The following is an 18,364-nucleotide window of genomic DNA, read 5'->3' on the forward strand; positions in this document are numbered from 1 at the left end:
CCCACGGAAGGAGAACCGTGTCGTCGTCCACCCTGCTGTCCCGCCGCGACCTGGCGTTCCTACTGTACGACTGGCTGGACGTGACCCGGCTGACCGAGCGGCCCCGCTACGCCGAGCACTCCCGGGACACCTTCGACGCCGTGCTGGACCTCTCCGCCCGGGTCGCCGCCGAGCACTTCGCCACCCACAACAAGGCCGCCGACGCCAGCGAGCCGACCTTCGACGGCCGCCGGGTGCACACCATCCCGCAGGTCAAGGCGGCGCTCGACGTCTTCGCCCAGACCGGTCTGCTGGCCGCCAGCCTGGACGAGTCGATCGGCGGGATGCAGCTGCCGCACGCGGTGGCCGCCGCCTGCTTCGCCTGGTTCCAGGCCGCCAACGTGTCCACCGCCGCGTACCCGTTCCTCACCCTCGGCAACGCCAACCTGCTGCTCACCCACGGCAGCGCCGAGCAGATCGAGACCTGGGTCCGGCCGATGGTCGAGGGCCGGTTCTTCGGCACCATGTGTCTGTCCGAGCCGCAGGCCGGCAGCTCCCTAGCCGACATCACCACGCGGGCGGAGCCGCAGGATGACGGGACGTACCGGCTGACCGGCACCAAGATGTGGATCTCCGGCGGGGAGCACGAGCTGGCCGAGAACATCGTCCACCTGGTGCTCGCCCGGATCCCCGGCGGGCCGCCCGGGGTGAAGGGCATCTCGCTGTTCATCGTGCCGAAGGTGCTGCTGGACGACGACGGGAAGCCCGGCCCGCGCAACGACGTGGTGCTGGTCGGCCTCAACCACAAGATGGGCTACCGGGGCACCACCAACACCCTGCTCAACTTCGGCGAGGGCGTGCACCGGCCGTACGGGCGGGCCGGGGCGGTCGGCTACCTGGTGGGGGAGCCACACCAGGGGCTCGCGCAGATGTTCCACATGATGAACGAGGCGCGCATCGGCGTGGGCGCCGGCGCCACCGCCCTCGGCTACACCGCCTACCTCAAGTCGGTGGCGTACGCCCGGCAGCGCCCGCAGGGCCGGCCGGTCGCCGACAAGGACCCGACCGCGCCGCAGGTGCCGATCGTGGCGCACCCCGACGTACGGCGGATGCTGCTGGCGCAGAAGAGCTACGTGGAGGGCGCGCTCGCCCTGATCCTCTACTGCGGCCGGCTGCTCGACGAGGAGAAGACCGCCCCCGCCGAAGCCGACCGCAACCGGGCGCACCTGCTGCTGGACCTGCTCACCCCGATCGCCAAGAGCTGGCCGTCGCAGTGGTGCCTGGCCGCCAACGACCTCGCCATCCAGGTGCACGGCGGGTACGGCTACACCCGCGACTACGACGTCGAGCAGCACTGGCGGGACAACCGGCTCAACCCGATCCACGAAGGCACCCACGGCATCCAGGCGCTGGACCTGCTCGGCCGGAAGGTCACCATGCGCGACGGGGCCGGGCTGGAGCTGCTGCTGGACACGATCCGGGCCACGGTCAGCCGAGCGTGGAAGGCCGACGGGGAGGCGGCGGTACTCGCCGCTGACCTCGGTGCGGCGGTCGACCGGATCGCCCGGGTCACCCGGCGGCTGTGGGGGACGGGCGACCCGGAGCTGGCGTTGGCCAACGCCTCGCTGTATCTGGAGGCGGTCGGGCATGTGGTGGTCGCGTGGATGTGGTTGGAGCAGTTGCTCGCCGTCGAGGCGCTGGGGTCGCCGGAGGGGGCGGAGGGGGAGTTTCTGGCGGGGAAGCGGCAGGCGGCGCGGTACTTCTTCCGGTACGAACTGCCGCGGACAGGGCCGCAGTTCGACCTGTTGGAGAGCCTGGACCGGACCACGTTGGACGCCCGGGAGAGCTGGTTCTGACCGCCCACGCCGGGTTCGGGCTTAGACGATCGATCGTCTTGCCTCGGTCCGGTGGTACGTTCCCGCCTGTGTTTGCACGGTCGGGGGCGCTCGTCGGGGTATCCGCCGCCGTGTTGCTGGCTGGCTGTACCGGAGCAGGAGATCCTGAGTTCGACGGCGATGTCGGCACTACGAAGCGGTGCCCGAACCGCACCGCCTACTGCCCGGCTGAGGGCGCCGGCGTGAGTTGGCCCGGACGACCGTCGCTGTCTCCATCGGGAAAGTTCCGGCTTGACGTGTTCAAAGCCGACCCTGCCGTCCCTGGTGACTGGCAGTACCAGGTAGTGGAGTTGGCGACGGGCGCCGTCGTCCTGCCGCCTCCTCGGCCCGCTATGGTCGGTGGCCTCGGTGTACTTGCGGCTTGGGACCAGAACACACCGGACACGGTATGGGTGACCGAGCCGCAGGTAACCCGTTGGCGCCTGGACCCCGAAGGCACCGGTAGGTGGCTCAGCGGGCGGCCTGCTCCCGGTGAGAAACTGCCTGCGGTGGTTGAAGCCTCGCTCGCCAGCCGCTTGAAGGGTCCGTAAGCGAGGCGCGATGTGCTCCCGCTACCAGCGTTGCGACCGGAGCCGAGCAGCTCGGCATGTCACTCATCAAGTGAAGCCGCGATGTCACGCATCACCCGGAGTAGGACACCGGCTGCTGGCGATGCCTGGTCTCGCACGATGGCTGACGAAACGGCCTCGGAGGACGGTCGACCCCCGGCCATGACCGAACGCTGGGTCGTGACCCGGGGTCGAAGGTGATCATAGAGGTTGGCCGGCGCATGTGAGGATCAGTTCCATGGCCCTAGCGGATGATCTCGCCCAGTGGACGGACGTGGATGGCGCTCAGTACAAGTTGGGTCGATTGCTGGGTCTGTTCCAGGATCAACCGGTCATGCAGGTCAAGTGGGTGTTCTGATCGAACAATCCGCTCGGTCAGGCGCTATGGGACATGCTGCAGGCTCTGGTGAAGGCCGGCGTTCTGGAGTACCGCGACGAGCCTGACCACCAGCTTCGATGGAGGACAGCGACACCCCTCGGGCCTCACGGCTGAGAGCGCGCCGTGACCTGGCCTCTGGCCTTTGTGTGGTTCAGGTACGTGGCGCTGTGGCGGGGAGCGACCGCAGTCGGGGTGCCGGCTTCGCGGAAGTTGATGGTGTGCTCATGTTCCGCTTCAACCCCTCGAAGTATCGGCCCTGTTCATCGCCGGGCTGACCGCCATCGGCTAGCCTGTGTCCGATCTTGGAGAAGGTGGGTGCAATGCGCCGCTGGCTTGTGATGCCTGCTGTCATGGTCCTCGGGTTGTTCCCTGTCGGCTGTGGCACATCATCGGAAGGAGCCGCGGACCCGGTTGACAACACAGCGCAGGTTTGTAGCGACTTCCGCTTGGTCTTCGACCGTCACTCGTACGGCGATTCTCCGGAGCGGCTCGCCTTCGAACAAGCGCTGGAAGCGGACTACAAGGGCAACGGTAAGCCGGGCGCGGCAAGCGCGGCGAAAGCTGCCTACTTCCAGGCGTGGGCTCGTGACCTCCGTCCAGTCGCAGCCCACGCGAGTAATCCGGAGTTCAAGACCGCTCTAAACCGCGCCGCCGATACTCTCGATGCGGCGGCCGATGGACGCGCATTGACCGCCACTGACCTGAACAACACTTGGCAGCCGCTCCTCGACAGCTGCCCGGAGTCGTCGCCCGGTGCTTCAGCCACCCGCTAGATGCATCCCTACCGTTGGCTGAGGGTCAAGGAGTCGGAGCCTTCGGTAGGGCAGCGGGAGCGCAGCAACGCTGCAGGTCACGACCAGCCGAACCGAGCGCTGGCCACCAACAACCGCCGATGCCAACCGTTCCTCCAGGTCAGAGCCCGAATGCACGGTCTTGCCGGACGTGGCGATAGGAACGGCGGCCGTTCAACGCCGAGTGGAAGGTTTACGCCGGCTGTCCGGGCGGGTTGAGCCAGGCGAGGGGTTGTCCGCTGAGGGCGGCGTCGGCGAGGCGGTGAGCGGACGTGGTCTTGAGCGCCGCCCGTGAGCTGTCGATCCAGCGCTGGACGTTGTCGATGCCTTGGTGGCGGTACTCGACTGCTTGAACGAGGCATTCGAGCTTGTCGGCGTCGCGGGCAACGACTGCTTCCAGGGTCTCACCGGCCTCGTACTCGACGACGGCGGCGGTGATGACGTCGGCGACGGCCGGTGGGCAGTCGGCAACCTGGTCTGCGGTGACGGTGGTGTTGGGCTGGGCGGTGAGGTATCGCTTGGCGATGTGTGGGATGTCGGTGATCCGGGTTTCCTGGGTGTCGTGCAGGACGCAGAGCATGGACACCCGGGCGGGGTCGGCGCCCTCCATGGCGGCGAGCACCATGCCGATGAGCGCGGTGCGGAACGAGTGCTCAGCGACAGACTCGGGGTGCTTCACGCCGGCGAACCACCAGCCGGTACGGGCGGCGCGCTTGAGCACGCCGGCTTCGAAGATGAAGCTCATGGCTCCGGCGGCGTCGTGGTCGTCGCTCATCTGCCCGTCCCTGTGCCGGTGAATCCGTCTGCGCGAAGGCTGTAGACGATAGACGTTAGTTCCTTCCGGGACTGCGAGTCGTGAAGACAGGGAGTGGTGTTCGCGTCACGCGGTCCAGAGCTGCGCGGTGTACCGTCCGAGTGGCGGCCAGGCCCTGGGCCGGCCGTAGTCCCAGTCCTCCACCTGGGAAGCAGGCGAAGACATGGCTAGGAAGACCGACACGATCGGTGCCCGGATCCGCTACTGGCGGATGCGCCGTGGCGGGATGAGTCAGGCCGTCCTTGCTGGGCTCGCGGGCGTCAGCCAGTCGTACATCTCGCAGGTCGAGTCCGGCCGGAAGACCATCGACCGTCGCTCCACGCTGGTGGCCATCGCCGCTGCCCTCCAGGTCACGGTGGCCGACCTGCTCGGTCAGGGCACCGACCCCGGCGACCCGGCCCGGGAGCGCGCCGCCGAGTGCGTGCCGGCGATCTGGTCCGCACTCATCGAGATCGAGGACGGCGAGCGCAGGCCGTTGACCCGGACCAGGGAGGAACTGGCCGCCGACATCGCCCGCAGCGACCAGCTCCGCAACCGCTCCAACTATCCGGCAATGGCTCGGATGCTGCCCGGCCTCCTGTTGGAGGCCGCCGCGGTCGGTGGGACCGTGCTCGCCCAGGTGGCGTACCAGGCTTCGACGTGCCTGCGGCACCTCGGGTATCGGCACCTCGCGCTCAACGCGGCGCGGGTGGCGGTGGCCGCTGCGGAGGAGGTCGAGGAGCCGGCGTGGCTGGGGGCGTCCCGGTTCGCGTACGCGCAGAGCCTGCCGATCGAGTCCGCGCCGCTGGCCGCCAGGGCCGCCGACCGGTCGCTGGCTGAGCTTCAGGCCGCTGCCTCCGACGAGCGGGTCCGGCAGATGCTCGGTCAGCTGCACCTTTCGGCGGCGTTGACGTCAACGGTGAGCGGGCGGCTGGACCTGGCCCGCGATCACCTCGCCGAGGCGGCCCGAGAGGCGGCGACCCTCGGGGATCCGTCTGACGGCGGCGGGTTCAACGGCTGCGGGTTCGGGCCGACGAACGTGGGCCTGTGGGAGATGTCCATCGCGGCGGAGTCGGGGGAGCCCGGTCGGGTGATCGAGCTGTCCCGCACGGTACGGCCGCAGGTTCTCTCGGCGTCGATTCGTCAGATGTCGTACTGGGTCGACCTCGGTCGTGCGCTGGCTGACTCCGGCCGCCGGGACGCCGAGGCGCTGGCGGCGTTCGTGCGGGCGGAGCAGGCCGCGCCGGTGCCGTTCGCGCTGAACCCTCTTGTTCAGGACGCCGTCGTGGCGATGGTGCAGCGGGTGAAGCGGCGGGCCGTCCCGAACGAACTTCGGTTGCTGGCCGACCGGTTGGGCATCAGCCTGGCGTCATAACTAGCGGTAATTCCACCATCACCAACCCGCCCTAGTGTCCGGTTCGGGTGAGGCGCTCGCCTCCCTCGGCCGGGTGCGGCGTAGCCATGCTCTCTCACGGGCTGGCCGTCGCGCCCCTATCAGCGGAGGTGGCGATGGGCGGTCGGAGCGATGCCCCAAGGCAGAGCACGGGTCCGCAGATCCAGGCGGCTGAGTGGGAGCCGGCGGAGCAGCGGTGCCGGCTGTGATGACCCCTCGGGACCACGTATACCGCGTGCCACAGGTCGCCGGGCGTGCCGGAGGACTTGGTGCGTCAGTCGACTGGGATCCGATAGACGAGGTCGTACCGGCCGCCTGGCAGCACGATGTCCGCCGTCTCGACCGGCAGGCCACTGGCGAGGTAGGTCCGCTCGATGGTGTGCACGAAGGCCCGCGCGGACAGGCGGAGAGCCTCGGCCTCGCCAGCGGTCGCCGCCCGCAGGCTCACGCGCTCCACGACCTCATCCACCCGGACGCCGATCGCGTCCATGCGGGCAACCACGCCCACCGCCGAGCCGGCCTCCGGCCACTCCACGGGCGTGCCCTGCGTGATGGCCAGCGGCTCGTACGAGGTGGAGAGCTGGATCGGCTCACCGTCAGCCAGGAAGCGGTACGCCGTGCGCATCACTGGCGCGCCAGGCTCGACGCCGAGCCGGGCGGCGATCCGTTCGTCCGCGTGGTCGTGGCGGCTGTCGTGCTCCCAGGTGCCCTGCTGGCCCGCACGAGCCGCATCCCGGGCGAATGGCGAGGTCGGGCCATCGTTGGCGCGAATGTCTCGGCCCTGAGCGTGGCGGACCAGCCGGCGAGTGTCGCGGACGTAGACGCCGGACCCGGCGCGGCCCTCCACAATGCCCTCGCCCTTGAGCACGGCGATCGCCCACTTGGCGACGGTCCGGCTCACGCCGTACTGGCGCATCAGGCCGGTTTCGGACGGGAGCTTCGCTCCGGCAGGAAGGTCGCCGGACGTGATCGCGTCGCGTAGGTCGGTGGCGATCCTCAGGTAGGCGGGCGGCGTCGGCATTGCAAGTACCTCCGGTCAGCCTGCCCAGTCGATCACAGACAACCTGGTGTGCCAAGTTTGCGCGCCTCCCTTGCCTGACACGAATCTAGTGCACTAGCTTTCGGATGGCGCCCCGTTACCGCCCGGCTCCGGTCAGCAACCATGCCTTGCGGTAACGGGACGTCCTCACCGCCGCGGCCACCTGCTCGTCTTCCAGAGCACCGGCCTGCGCCCGCCGATGCGAGAGAGGCTGTGTGGCAATGTCCATCCGCGACCTGGTCCGCAAGCTGATGCGCCGGCCCGAGCCCGCGCAGCCCGGCGTCGGGCAGGTCATCCAGGAACGCGAGCAGGCGAACGCGCGACAGCGGCTGCTCGACCAGGCGGAGCGGTTGCGGGACACGCAATGGCATCGCGTACCGACGCAGATCGCGCCGGCTGTGCGGATGCCGCTGGACCAGCGCACCGGCTACGGGACGAGGGGCCACCGGTGAGCCGAATGGTCGCCGGCGCTCGTGCCAGGTCGACCGAGGGCAGGCAGCGCGTCTCGTACGAGGAATATCTGCTCGCGGCCGCGCTGACCCTCGTCCGACGACACCGGCCGGTCTGGTCCTCGCGGAAACGGCGGTGGGTCTGTCGCTGCGGAGCCGACCTGCCCTGCCACACCCGCCACCGCATTCCGATCAGCCGTGGGCACTGGCCGACTGGGGACGAGCGGTGAAGCATCAGGAGCAGCTGATCCTTGGCGTACATCTGCGGGGTCTCGACGGGATGTGTGTCGGCTGCCGGGCGTGGTGGGCGCGGCTGGCTCCGTACCCGTGTTGGCAGGTGGAGTGGGCGACCAGCCGGCAGGCGCGGTCGTTGACGGCGGCGCTGCTGGGAGGTCGCGCGTGACCACGCACGGGCCGGTGTTGCCGATCTGGAGCTGTGGTGGTTGCGGTGCGCCGTGGCCGTGCACGACGCGGCGGCGGGAGTTGCGGGCGGAGTTCGCGGACGCGCCGGTGTCGTTGGCGCTCTACATGGGAGCGCAGCTCGTCCGGGCCACCGCGGATCTGACCTGGGCGCCGGCGGGCGCGCTGCATCGGCGTTTCCTCGGGTGGTTGCGGTGAGCATCCTGCGGGCCGGGGACGAGAAGTTCCACTACAGCGACGGCTCGCACCGGAGGATCCCGCCGGACCCGGACTACGACCAGGAGGTCTGGGACGAGCAGGTGCGCCAGCACAAGCTGGCGCACCTGAGGAACGAGCGGCCGAAGGTCCGCATCCAGCGCCTCGTCTGATCCGAGGCCACTGGGCCGGGTTGCAGTTAGCGAGCCGGCGGCGGTGACCGGCCCGAGCCGACCCGGGTCTACCCAGCCGCTACTTGCCGGACCACGACCAGAGGTAGTCGAGTTCCATGATGTAGAACTGTTCCAAGTACCCTGCGGACGCGCTGTGCGCGCCTGCCTCGACCCAGTCGAAGTTGCACCTGACCCAGGTGCCGTACCCTTGGTTGTTCCGGCAGAAGCGGTCGCTGACGCCGTTGGCAGAGCCGACGTAGCCCACCGCGGCGTGGCCGTCGGCCTTGCCATCCCTGACGTAGACGTAGTCGCCGTTGTAGTCGACGCAGATCGACGTATATGCGTAGGCGAGGCTCGTCGTCATGCATTCGCCTTGCACGAGCCCGGCTGCCACACCGGTCTGGCAGCTCACGTAGTCATACTCGCAGGTCTTGTAGTAGTTGTCTTCGGCCATGGCCGCGGACGGCAGGGCGAACACTGCGACCATGGTGGCTGCGAGTAGGACCGCGCCGCGCTTGAAGGTCCGGTTCAGCCTGCGGCGCAGTCGATCGGTGAGGGTTCCCAAGAGGAGCGTCCATTCTGGATCCGTGCATCGCGCTCTGCGATCATCGCACTCTATACGCGTCCGTTTGGCGCGGCGTTGCCCGGCGATAGGGTCGCGTTCATGAAGCCGGCCGATGGCTCGCTCGACGGTGTTCGACCTGCTGCGCGACTGGGATCCGGATGATAGGACGTGACGATACGAGCAGGTGCGCCAGCACAAGCTGGCGCACCTGAGGAACGAGCGCCCGAAGGTCCGCATCCAGCGCCTTGTCTGATCCGCTCGGCGGGGCCGAGTGGCTCAGAGTTGAACCACTCGGTCGCGCCGGTGAACGAGGGCGTGCGCAGGTTCGAACGGGAGCGTCGTTAGCGCAGCGATCGGAACGTCGCGCGCAGGTCTTCCGTGAGCAGTTGCGGCTGCTCCCAGGACGCGAAGTGCCCGCCCCTGTCGTGCTGGTTGAAGTGGACGAGGTTGGGGTACGCCCGCTCCGCCCAGCTGCGCGGAACCCGGTAGATCTCGTCGGGGAAGATGCTCACGCCGACCGGGATCCTCACGCCCTTGGTGGAGAAGAAGGGGAGCTTGCTCTCCCAGTACAGCCGCGCCGACGACACCCCGCTGTTGGTGAGCCAGAAGAGCGTGATGTTGTCCAGGATGTCGTCGCGCGTGAGGTCGCTCGGCCGCTGCAGACGTCCCTCGAGGACCTGCTGAACGATGCCGGGCTGACCGCTCCCGTCGCCGTGGTCGATCATGAACGCGGCGAGATCGATGGGTGAGTCCGCCAGGCCGTAGAGCGTCTGCGGGCGCGTCCCCATGATCAGCCCGTACGCCACGTGCGACCCGAAGAAGCTGAGCAGCTGCTGGTACGTGGCCCGCTCCTCGTCGGAGAGACCGTCCGGAGCCGGACTGCCGGCGAAGGCCGAGAGGAAGAGGTCCGGCGGAACCGCGCCCGGCATGTTGGTGTGGATGCCGATCAGCTCCGGTGGCGCCGGCTCGGCGGCTGCCGGGTCGGCGCGGCCGCCGGCCATCGCGTCGACGACGATCGCGCCCCAGTCGCCGCCCTGCGCCACGAACCGGGTGTATCCGAGACGCTTCATCAGCTCGACGTAGGCCTTGCCGATGTGTACGGGATCCCAGCCGGTCGTGTTCGGCTGGCCGGAGAATCCGTATCCGGGCATCGACGGGATCACGACGTGGAAGGCGTCCGACGCGCTCGCGCCGTGCGCCGTCGGATCCGTGAGCGGCTCGATGATCTTCAGCTGCTCGATGATCGACCCGGGCCAGCCGTGGCAGACGACGATCGGGAGCGCGTCCTCGTGCTTCGAGCGAACGTGGATGAAGTGGATTTCCACTCCGTCAATCTCGGTGACGAAGTTGGGGAGAGCCTTCAGCCGCGCCTCGCACTTGCGCCAGTCGTAGTCGGTCGCCCAGTAGCGAGCGAGGTCCTGCATGAGGGCGAGCGGCACGCCCTGCGACTCATCCTTGACGGTCTCCTTGTTCGGCCAGCGCGTGGCCCTGATGCGCGCGCGCAGATCCTCAAGGTCCGCCTCCGGGACCTCGATATTGAACGGCCGGATCTCGGTGGTGCGCGGTCGCGCTTCGGTCTTGACAGCCACGGCGGTCCCCCATCTCGTCCTGACTTGCCCCTCAGCCCGACCCTAGAGCGCGCTTCTGCTGCTCGCGGGCGATACGAGCGATCCCGCTACCGGCTGGCGCTCTCGCTGCGCCGGGGCAGCTTCCAGTCGGGCCGGGGGAAGTGGCACGTGTAACCCGCGGGGTACTTCTCCAGGTAGTCCTGGTGTTCGGGCTCGGCCTCCCAGAACGGCCCCGCCGGGCTGACCTCGGTGACCACCTTGCCGGGCCACAGGCCGGAGGCGTCCACGTCGGCGATGGTGTCCTCGGCGACCTGCCGCTGCTGGTCGTCGCAGTAGAAGATGGCCGACCGATAGCTGAGGCCGACGTCGTTGCCCTGGCGGTTCTTCGTCGTCGGGTCGTGGATCTGGAAGAAGAACTCCAGCAGGTCCCGGTAGGACAGCTTCTGCGGGTCGTAGACGATCTCGATCGCCTCGGCGTGGGTGCCGTGGTTCTCGTAGGTGGCGTTCGGTACGTCCCCGCCGGTGTAGCCGACCCTGGTCTTGATCACGCCCTCGCGCTTGCGGATCAGGTCCTGCATGCCCCAGAAGCAGCCGCCGGCCAGGATGGCCTTCTCCGTGTTGTCAGTCATCTCATCGCCCCCCGTCCGGGTGCTCGAACACTCCGCGGTACTCGCCGTAGCCTTCGCGCTCGAGGTCGTCGCGCGGGATGAACCGGAGCGCGGCCGAGTTCATGCAGTACCGCAGCCCGCCGGCCTCCGGGGGACCGTCGTCGAAGACGTGGCCGAGATGGCTGTCCCCGTGCGCCGACCGGACCTCGATGCCGAACATGGCGGAGCCCCCGCCGGCCTGGACCACGTTCCTCGGCTCGATCGGCTTGGTGAACGTCGGCCAGCCGGTGCCGCTGTCGTATTTGTTGACCGAGGCGAACAGGGGTTCGCCGGACACCACGTCGACGTAGATGCCCGGTTCCTTGTTGTCCCAGTAGGCGTTGTGGAAGGCCGGCTCGGTGCCCGCCTCCTGGGTGACCTGGTACTGCTCCGGCGACAGCCGGGAGATCGCCTCGGGGCTCTTGCGATACTCGGGTGACACCTTCGCCCCCTCGGATGAGTCGTCGGCCACGCGTCGCGCCTGCCTACCCGGCCTGCGCTCGGCTAACCACCCGCAGCGAGCAGGCGGGCACTGGCCGACCAGGCCCTAGCTGGCGAACTCGACGCCGGCGAGGGAGACGCCACGGTACGCGGCGAGGCGTTCAGCTTGTTCGACGATTGCCTTGCGTCCAGCGTCGGGCAGCTTCCGCCAGGGCTGGACGGCGAGCTTCAACGCCCTGCCGGACGTGCGGGGACGCCAGGTGCCGACCAGATCACCGTCGACCAGGACGGCACCGGGGCGACCCAGTACCGGCCACAACTCCTTGGCCTGGGCCGGGTCCGGCACCAGGGTTTCCCGGTCCTTCGCCTAGAGGAAGAGGTCGAAGGGACCGAGCAGGCGGGTTACCTTGCCGTCGGCCGGCTCCAACGCCGGTTCGTCGGCGGCCAGCAGCGAGCGGGCTTCGCCGTCGACCATCACCTCGATCACATCTTCCGGCCAGTGTGCCTTCACCTCTTTCACCGGAGCGTCGAGGTAGGCGGCGACGTGTCTGGGGGCGGCCGGGCCGAGCAGCCGGAGGTACGCGCGGATGAGGTCGAACCTGTCGCCCGGGGCGGCTGCCTTCGCGAACCCGGTGATGCGTTGCAGGACCGGTGGCGACGTGTCGAGTTGCAGCTCCAGCCCCGCCCGCACGGCGGCCAGCCGGAACGGCATCTCGTACAGGTGGGTGGCGTTGCAGGGCCGGCAGAACCGCAGGTACGGCTCGGGCATCACCTCGGCCAGGCGGCCAGAGACGTCCCCCTTGACGGTCGGTTCGGTGACGATGGCGCGCATCTGGGCGGCCACCTCATCGAGGGCGGCCAGGTTCCTGATGCCGGCCGCCTTCAATGGCTTGGCGGCGTCGTAGATGCGCTTGCCCGCGTCGGCGTCGGAGAACGGCTCGACCGCGGCGGCCACCTCCGGCAGGTCGGCGCGGCGGTAGAGGTGGGGAGCGCCGCGCACGCTCCAGAGCAGGACCAGACCCTCGCCGGACAGCGCCGCCACGTCGACCCCGCGTACGGCCATCGCCCACCGGCCCCCATTTGGGCCGGTGTCCTGCGCCCCGATGTCGAGCACGGCGGTGTCCGCGAGCGTGCCCTCGGCTCGGTCGAGCTGCTGGGCCCGGACGCGGAAGTTCATGATCTGGCGCCGATCAACCACGCTCACACCCTACGCACCGCGATTTCTGTGACCCTGGAGCTACGCGCTGCCCGCGACAAGGCGGTTCAGTTCTCGGCGATCAGTTTGTCGCGTACCTCGCGGCGGAGCACCTTGCCGATCTGGGAGCGGGGCAGGTCCTCGACCACCACGATCCGGCGGGGCACCTTGTAGCCGGCGAGGTGCGTCCGGCAGGCGGCCCGGACCGACTGCGGGTCCGCGCCGGCGCCGGGGTCGAGCACCACCGCCGCGACGACCTCCTCGCCGTCTGCGGAGGGCAGGCCGACGGCGGCGGCCTCGCGTACGCCGGGGATGCGCCGCAGCGCCTCCTCCACCTCGGACGGGTACACGTTGAACCCGCCGGTGATGATCAGCTCCTTGATCCGGTCCACCACGGTCACGAAGCCGTCGGCGTCCATGGTGACGATGTCGCCGGTCCGCAGCCAGCCGCCCGTCAGCAGCACCCGCGCCGTCTCCTCCGGACGGTTCCAGTAGCCGGCGAACACCTGCGGGCCGCGGATCAGCAGCTCGCCGGCCTCTCCTGGGGCGCGGTCCCGGGACGGGTCCTCCGGGTCGACGATGCGTACCTCGGTGGAGGGGAACGGCACCCCGACGGTGCCCGGCCGGCGGGTCGGGGCGACCGGGTTGCCCAGGGTGATCGGGGAGGTTTCGGTCATCCCGTACCCCTCGACGAGCAGGCCGCCGGTCACCGACTCCCACAGCTCGACCGTGGCCGGCGGCAGCGCCATCGCGCCGGAGATGGCGTACCGGACCGAGGTGAGGTCGACGCCGCGTTCCCGGGCGGCGGTGGCCAGCCGCTGGTAGATCGGCGGTACGGCGGGCAGGAAGGTCGGGGGCCGGCGGCGGGCCGCGTCGAGCACCTGGTCGACGTCGAAGCGGGGGAACAGCACCAGCGTCGCCCCGATGCCCACCGCGAAGGTCAGGCAGAGCGTCAGCCCGTACGCGTGGAACAGCGGCAGCACCGCGTACACGGTCTCCTCGCCGTCGCGCAGGCCGGGCACCCAGGCGCGGCCCTGCGCGGCGTTGGCCCGCAGGTTGCGGTGGGTGAGGATCGCGCCCTTCGGGACGCCGGTGGTGCCGCCGGTGTACTGGAGCAGCGCGATGTCCTCGACGGCGGGCGCGGGATGGTCGGCGGGCAGCGGCGGCGCGGCGGCGACCAGCGCCGACCAGGGCCGGGCGCCGGGCGCCGCGGCGGTCATCGCGGCGCGGGCGGCGCGCACCTTGGGCAGCGGCAGCCGCAGCGCCCACCGCTTGACCCGGGGCAGCGCCCCGGTGAGGTCGACGGCGACCACGGTCTCCACCGCGCCGCGCCCGGTGACCAGCGCCGCGACCTTGTCCCAGACGATCGCCACCCGGGCGCCGTGGTCGGTGAGCTGGTGGGCCAGCTCCTCGGCGGTGTAGAGCGGGTTGTGCTCGACCACCACCGCGCCGAGGCGCAGCACCGCGTAGAAGGCGACCACGTGCTGCGGGCAGTTCGGCAGCACCAGGGCCACCCGGTCGCCGCGCCCCACCCCGAGCCGGCGCAACGCCTCGGCGGCCCGGGACACCTGGTCGGCCAGCTCCGCGTACGTGGTGGCGGCCCCGTAGAAGTCCAGCGCCACCCGGGGGCCGAACCGGCGGGCCGCGTCGGTCAGCAGGTCCACCAGCGAGCCGGCCGGCTCGGCGACGGTGGCCGGTACGCCGGGGGCGTAGCTGCGGGTCCAGGGGCGCTCCGCGGTCGCGTCCATCGCCGTCTCTCCTCGCTGCCGGATGACGGCCCTCAGCCTAACTTAACCGCCCGGTAACTTACGTTCGCGTAAGTTGGGGACTTCGTCACACGGTCAGAAGCGCGCCACGTACACGGTGTTCGCGGCCTCCCGGCCCTGCAGCGGGTTGGGGAACCGGACGACGTGCGCCACCGAGGTGGGGAACACCGCGGTGAGCACCCGCTGGAACGCCGAATCCGGCGGGTCGTTCGACCAGAGCGCGAAGACGCCGTCGGGATGCAGCAGCGCGGCGAGGCGCCGCAGCCCCTCGACCGTGTAGAAGCCGGCGTGGCTGGGGTGCAGCACCTGGCGCGGCGAGTGGTCCACGTCCAGCAGCACCGCGTGGAACCGCCGGCCCGGCGACTCCGGGTCGAACCCGGCGCCGGTGGCCACCGCCGCGAAGAAGTCCGCCCGGACGAACCGCGTACGCGGGTCCGCGGCCAGCCCGGCGGCGAACGGGAGCAGGTCCTGGCGGTGCCAGTCGATCACGTCCTCGATCGCCTCCACCACCAGCAGGGAGCGCACCCGGGGATCCTCCAGCGCGGTCCGCGCGGTGTAGCCGAGCCCGAGCCCGCCCACCACCACGTCCAGGGCCTCGCCGGTCAGCGGGGCCAGCCCGAGCCGGGCGAGTTCGATCTCCGCGACCGGGAAGAGGCTGGACATCAGGAACTCGTCGTCGAGTTTCACCTCGTACACGTCGACGTCGAGCGACGGGTCGCGGCGCCGGCGCAGGCTGATCTCGCCGATCGGGGTCTCCCGCCAGGCCAGTTCCTCGAATCGCGCGCCCACCCGGTGGTCCTCTCCGCCGATCCCGTGACGGGATGTTACCGGCCCGTCGCCCCGCCGTCGGTCAGGCGCGGTTTTCCGCCGCGGCCGGCATTGCCCGGCGTGTTCCGGGTACGCCGACTCCGGCTCGGCGCGTCCGGCGTCGGGCCGTCGGCGGTCGGGGACGCCGGAGAGAGGGGTGCGGCGTGGCGGAGATGCTGGCCGGACGGCTGTACGTGGCCGAGCGGGCGCTGCGGATGGAGTCGGTGCCGGTGCCCGAGCCGGGACGCGGGGAGGTACGCGTCCGGGTGGCCGCCGCCGGGGTGTGCCTGTCGGACGTGCACCTGATCGACGGCACCCTGACCCCGCTGTACCTGGACGGCGACGTGGTCACGCTCGGCCACGAGGTGGCCGGGACCGTGGACGTGTGCGGCGAGGGGGTGCGGGGCTGGCAGCCGGGCGCGCGGGTGCTGCTCCAGGCGGGGGAGCGGGACCGGTTCGGCCTCGTGCTCACCCGTGGTGTCGACTACGACGGCGGCTGGGCCGAGTACACCCTGGCCCGGGAGGACACCCTCGTACCGGTGCCGGACCTGCTCCCGTTCGAGCAGGCCTGCATCATCCCGGACGCGGTCTCCACGCCGTGGGCGGCCGTGACCGACACCGGGCGGGTCCGGCCGGCGGAGGCGGTCGGGGTGTGGGGTGTCGGCGGCCTCGGCGCGCACGCGGTGCAGTTGCTGCAACTGGTCGGCGCGGCCCCGGTGATCGCCGTGGACCCGCTGCCGGCGGCCCGGGACCGGGCCCTGGTGCTCGGCGCGGACCTGGCCCTCGATCCGAAGGACGGCGGCTTCAAGGACGCCGTGCTGGAGCTGACCGGCACCCGGGGGCTCGACGTGGCGTTCGACTTCGCCGGCGTGAATGCGGTCCGCGAGCAGGCCCTGACGGTGCTCGGCCGGCACGGCCGGCTGGTGCTCGCGGGCATCGCCAACCAGCCGGTCAGCATCCCCTCCGACAGCCGGTTCAGCTACAACCGGCAGGCGGTGCTCGGCCACTACGGTTCCGAGGCCGAGCACGTCGGGCAGTTGGTGACGCTCACCGGGCTGGGCCGGCTGGACCTGTCCGCGTCGGTCAGCGACGTGCTGGCGCTGGCCGACGCGCCGGAGGCGGTGCGCCGGGTGCAGAAGAAGCAGGGCAACCCGATCCGCCTGATCCTGCGCCCGTGAGCGCCCGGCCGCCCGTGCCCGGCACGCCGCGCTCAGTCGGTGGGCCGGGTGGCGACGACGACCGTGTCGAGGGCATCGATGCTGCCGCCGTCGGCGGTGGGGACCGGGCGGCGGGCCGTCTCGGCGCGCTGGATGCGCAGCCCGGCGAGGCCGTCGACGACGCTCTCCGGGGTGAGCAGGACGGCCGGGTCCTGCGGCCCGCCGGTGCCGTCACGCAGGTTGGCCAGGTCGTGGCCGACGACGACGAGGCTGCCGCCCGGGCGCAGCGCCTCGCGGGCCGAGGCGAGCACGCCGGCCAGGTCGGCGGCGGGCAGGTGCAGGTAGCTGAGCAGCACCAGGTCGTAGCTGCCGGGCACCGGCCGGTACGCGGTGACGTCCGCGACCCGCCACTCGACGGTGACGCCCCGCCGCGCGGCCAGCTCGCGGCCCCGCTCGACGGCCACCGGGGCGAAGTCGACGGCGGTGACCCGCCAGCCCCGCTCGGCCAGCCAGACCGCGTTGCGGCCCTCGCCGGCCGCCAGGTCGAGCGCGGCGCCGGGGGTCAACCCGGCGACCGACTCGACCACGAAACGGTTGGGCTCAGCGCTCCACACCAGTCCCGACGCGCTCGCGTACCGGGCGTCCCAGGCGCTGCTGTCCACTGTGTTCCCCCCTCTGGCGGCGCACCACCGCCACCGTGACCGTACCGGCTGCGGCAAGCGCCCCCACGGCGACCAGGCCGAGCCCGATTCGCGGCGGCAGTTGCTGGGCGAGGACGAACACGCCCATCACCACAACGAACCAGCCGAACGACTTGCGCAGGAGATCCGCGGGAATCTTCCCGGCGAGGCGACCGCCGAGGACGCTGCCGACGATCGCGGCGGCGGTCACCGCGAGGGCGAGGCCCCAGTTGATGCTCACGCTGGAGAGGTAGCCGGCGAGGCCGGCGAAGGACTTCATCGCGATGACCACCAGCGAGGTGCCGACGGCGACCGGCATCGGCAGGCCGCCGAGCAGGGCCAGGGCGGGCACCACCAGGAAGCCGCCGCCCGCGCCGACCAGGCCGGTGACCAGCCCGACCACGATCCCGTCGAGGATCACCCGCAGCGCCGGCAGCTCGTGCGGCACCGGCCGGCCCGCGGCGTTCCGGCGACCCCGGATCATCGCGACCGCGGTGGCCAGCATCATCACCGCGAACCCGGTGAGCAGGACCGCCGCCGGGATGAAGGCGGCCAGCCGGCCACCGGCGTACGCGCCGGTCATCCCGGCCAGGCCGAAGACCAGCCCGGTGCGCCAGCGGACCCGGTGGGCGCGGGCGTGCGGCAGCACCCCGACCGCGCTGGTGGCGCCGACCACGAGCAGGGACGTGGCGATGGCCTCCTTGGCCGGCAGGCCGGCGACGTACACCAGCAGCGGCACGGCGAGGATGGATCCGCCGCCGCCGAGCAGGCCGAGGCTGACCCCGATCAGCACGGCCAGCCCGAGGGTCAGCAGCAGGGTGGCGCTCATGCCCGCCCCCCGCGCAGTTGCCCGACGATGGTGTCGAGGTCGCAGCTGGCGCCCCGGTTGTACGGCAGCTTGCTCAGCAGCATGCCCATCGCGCAGGTGTTGGTCACCGCGGCGAAGGTGAGGCCGGCGCCGATGAACCCGGCGACCCACTTCAGGCCCGGCACGAACACCGAACCCAGGACGCTGAGCAGGACGATCGAGCCGGCGACCAGGCGGACCTGCCGCTCCAGGTCCCACCGGGGCGCGCCCTGCTTGACCGGCGCGTTGGCTGCCTGCCAGGCGAGCATGCCGCCGTCGAGGACCTTGAGGTTCGGCAGTCCGACCCCGGCCAGCGCCTGCCCGGCCTGGGTGGCGCGGGCGCCGGAGCGGCAGATCAGCACCACGTCCTCGTCGAGGTGGCTACGCAGTTCCTCGCGGTGCTCGCGGAGCAGGTCGAGGGGGACGTTGTAGGCGCCGGGGATGTGCACGGTCTCGAACTCGGCCGGGGTGCGCACGTCGAGCAGCCGGGGCGAGCGCCCGGAGTCGATCAGCTCGCGCAGGGCGGTGGCGTCCAGGGTGGCGGGGCGGGCGGTCTCAGAAGTGCTCATGTCTCCTCGTTCTGGGGCAAACCACCCGAGCGGGTGGCAGGGCGGGGCGCCGGCCGGCGCGTCGTCCG

Annotated in this window: 19 protein-coding genes and 1 pseudogene; 8 read left to right on the forward strand and 12 right to left on the reverse strand. The window is 70.9% G+C overall.

Annotated features, from left to right (window positions below):
• The first annotated feature begins 17 nt into the window (after window positions 1-17).
• Together ACGFI9_RS29285 and ACGFI9_RS29290 are read left to right on the forward strand one after the other, a co-directional pair.
• Window positions 18-1,835, forward strand: coding sequence for an acyl-CoA dehydrogenase (locus tag ACGFI9_RS29285; RefSeq protein ID WP_393182974.1), 1,818 nt, complete (start codon window positions 18-20; stop codon window positions 1,833-1,835).
• Window positions 1,836-3,121: 1,286 nt separating this feature from the next.
• Complete coding sequence (locus tag ACGFI9_RS29290; RefSeq protein WP_393182975.1) at window positions 3,122-3,574, forward strand: hypothetical protein; 453 nt, start codon at window positions 3,122-3,124, stop codon at window positions 3,572-3,574.
• 211 nt (window positions 3,575-3,785) lie between these two features.
• Here the strand turns inward: ACGFI9_RS29290 and ACGFI9_RS29295 are convergent, their stop codons facing one another.
• Window positions 3,786-4,367, reverse strand: coding sequence for an HD family hydrolase (locus ACGFI9_RS29295; RefSeq protein WP_393182977.1), 582 nt, complete (start codon window positions 4,365-4,367; stop codon window positions 3,786-3,788).
• Between the two features lie 202 nt (window positions 4,368-4,569).
• Between ACGFI9_RS29295 and ACGFI9_RS29300 the strand changes: the two genes are divergently transcribed.
• Window positions 4,570-5,760, forward strand: coding sequence for a helix-turn-helix domain-containing protein (locus ACGFI9_RS29300; RefSeq protein ID WP_393182979.1), 1,191 nt, complete (start codon window positions 4,570-4,572; stop codon window positions 5,758-5,760).
• A 292-nt stretch (window positions 5,761-6,052) separates the two neighbouring features.
• Here ACGFI9_RS29300 and ACGFI9_RS29305 read toward each other — a convergent pair whose 3' ends face one another.
• Window positions 6,053-6,799: a GntR family transcriptional regulator gene (locus ACGFI9_RS29305; protein WP_393182981.1), complete on the reverse strand. Its 747-nt coding sequence runs from the start codon at window positions 6,797-6,799 to the stop codon at window positions 6,053-6,055.
• A gap of 239 nt (window positions 6,800-7,038) precedes the next feature.
• Between ACGFI9_RS29305 and ACGFI9_RS29310 the strand changes: the two genes are divergently transcribed.
• From ACGFI9_RS29310 to ACGFI9_RS29325, 4 genes are all read left to right on the forward strand, one after another.
• Window positions 7,039-7,269, forward strand: a complete 231-nt coding sequence (locus ACGFI9_RS29310) for a hypothetical protein (protein ID WP_393182983.1) — start codon at window positions 7,039-7,041, stop codon at window positions 7,267-7,269.
• A 64-nt stretch (window positions 7,270-7,333) separates the two neighbouring features.
• Window positions 7,334-7,669 (forward strand): hypothetical protein, encoded by a 336-nt coding sequence (locus tag ACGFI9_RS29315; RefSeq protein WP_393183108.1) that lies wholly within the window; start codon window positions 7,334-7,336, stop codon window positions 7,667-7,669.
• Entirely contained in the window at window positions 7,666-7,884 is a 219-nt protein-coding gene (locus tag ACGFI9_RS29320) for a hypothetical protein (protein ID WP_393182984.1), read from the forward strand. Before ACGFI9_RS29315 ends, ACGFI9_RS29320 begins: the two co-directional genes overlap by 4 nt.
• Entirely contained in the window at window positions 7,881-8,054 is a 174-nt protein-coding gene (locus tag ACGFI9_RS29325; protein WP_393182986.1) for a hypothetical protein, read from the forward strand. Before ACGFI9_RS29320 ends, ACGFI9_RS29325 begins: the two co-directional genes overlap by 4 nt.
• A 79-nt stretch (window positions 8,055-8,133) precedes the next feature.
• On the opposite strand, the gene ACGFI9_RS29330 is transcribed toward ACGFI9_RS29325, so the two are convergent.
• The 7 genes and pseudogenes from ACGFI9_RS29330 to ACGFI9_RS29360 all read right to left on the reverse strand — a co-directional run bounded on the left by ACGFI9_RS29330 (window position 8,134) and on the right by ACGFI9_RS29360 (window position 15,025).
• Window positions 8,134-8,619 (reverse strand): hypothetical protein, encoded by a 486-nt coding sequence (locus ACGFI9_RS29330; RefSeq protein ID WP_393182988.1) that lies wholly within the window; start codon window positions 8,617-8,619, stop codon window positions 8,134-8,136.
• Window positions 8,620-8,960: 341 nt separating this feature from the next.
• Window positions 8,961-10,208 (reverse strand): epoxide hydrolase family protein, encoded by a 1,248-nt coding sequence (locus tag ACGFI9_RS29335; protein ID WP_393182990.1) that lies wholly within the window; start codon window positions 10,206-10,208, stop codon window positions 8,961-8,963.
• Window positions 10,209-10,294: 86 nt separating this feature from the next.
• A complete protein-coding gene (gene msrA, locus ACGFI9_RS29340) occupies window positions 10,295-10,816 on the reverse strand; it encodes a peptide-methionine (S)-S-oxide reductase MsrA (RefSeq protein WP_393182992.1) in 522 nt (173 codons plus the stop codon).
• Between the two features lies 1 nt (window position 10,817).
• On the reverse strand, window positions 10,818-11,276 hold the full coding sequence (msrB, locus tag ACGFI9_RS29345; protein ID WP_393182994.1) for a peptide-methionine (R)-S-oxide reductase MsrB: 459 nt from the start codon (window positions 11,274-11,276) through the stop codon (window positions 10,818-10,820).
• A gap of 105 nt (window positions 11,277-11,381) precedes the next feature.
• Window positions 11,382-12,452: pseudogene (locus tag ACGFI9_RS29350) on the reverse strand (winged helix DNA-binding domain-containing protein).
• A gap of 86 nt (window positions 12,453-12,538) precedes the next feature.
• A complete protein-coding gene (locus tag ACGFI9_RS29355; protein WP_393182996.1) occupies window positions 12,539-14,218 on the reverse strand; it encodes a long-chain-fatty-acid--CoA ligase in 1,680 nt (559 codons plus the stop codon).
• A 93-nt stretch (window positions 14,219-14,311) separates the two neighbouring features.
• Window positions 14,312-15,025, reverse strand: coding sequence for a spermidine synthase (locus ACGFI9_RS29360; RefSeq protein WP_393182998.1), 714 nt, complete (start codon window positions 15,023-15,025; stop codon window positions 14,312-14,314).
• A 191-nt stretch (window positions 15,026-15,216) separates the two neighbouring features.
• Here ACGFI9_RS29360 and ACGFI9_RS29365 point away from each other — a divergent pair, with 191 nt between their 5' ends.
• Complete coding sequence (locus tag ACGFI9_RS29365; RefSeq protein ID WP_393183110.1) at window positions 15,217-16,221, forward strand: zinc-binding dehydrogenase; 1,005 nt, start codon at window positions 15,217-15,219, stop codon at window positions 16,219-16,221.
• Window positions 16,222-16,253: 32 nt separating this feature from the next.
• Here ACGFI9_RS29365 and ACGFI9_RS29370 read toward each other — a convergent pair whose 3' ends face one another.
• From ACGFI9_RS29370 to ACGFI9_RS29380, 3 genes are read right to left on the reverse strand one after another with little or no spacing between them, the layout of a single operon-like run.
• Window positions 16,254-16,862: a class I SAM-dependent methyltransferase gene (locus ACGFI9_RS29370; protein WP_393182999.1), complete on the reverse strand. Its 609-nt coding sequence runs from the start codon at window positions 16,860-16,862 to the stop codon at window positions 16,254-16,256.
• Complete coding sequence (locus tag ACGFI9_RS29375; RefSeq protein WP_393183001.1) at window positions 16,801-17,709, reverse strand: sulfite exporter TauE/SafE family protein; 909 nt, start codon at window positions 17,707-17,709, stop codon at window positions 16,801-16,803. The genes ACGFI9_RS29370 and ACGFI9_RS29375 overlap by 62 nt, the downstream gene beginning before the upstream one ends.
• A complete protein-coding gene (locus ACGFI9_RS29380) occupies window positions 17,706-18,296 on the reverse strand; it encodes a rhodanese-like domain-containing protein (RefSeq protein WP_393183002.1) in 591 nt (196 codons plus the stop codon). Before ACGFI9_RS29380 ends, ACGFI9_RS29375 begins: the two co-directional genes overlap by 4 nt.
• Window positions 18,297-18,364: the final 68 nt, after the last annotated feature.

Origin of the sequence: Micromonospora sp. NPDC048930, from assembly GCF_043197935.1 — a bacterium.
Taxonomy (GTDB): domain Bacteria; phylum Actinomycetota; class Actinomycetes; order Mycobacteriales; family Micromonosporaceae; genus Micromonospora.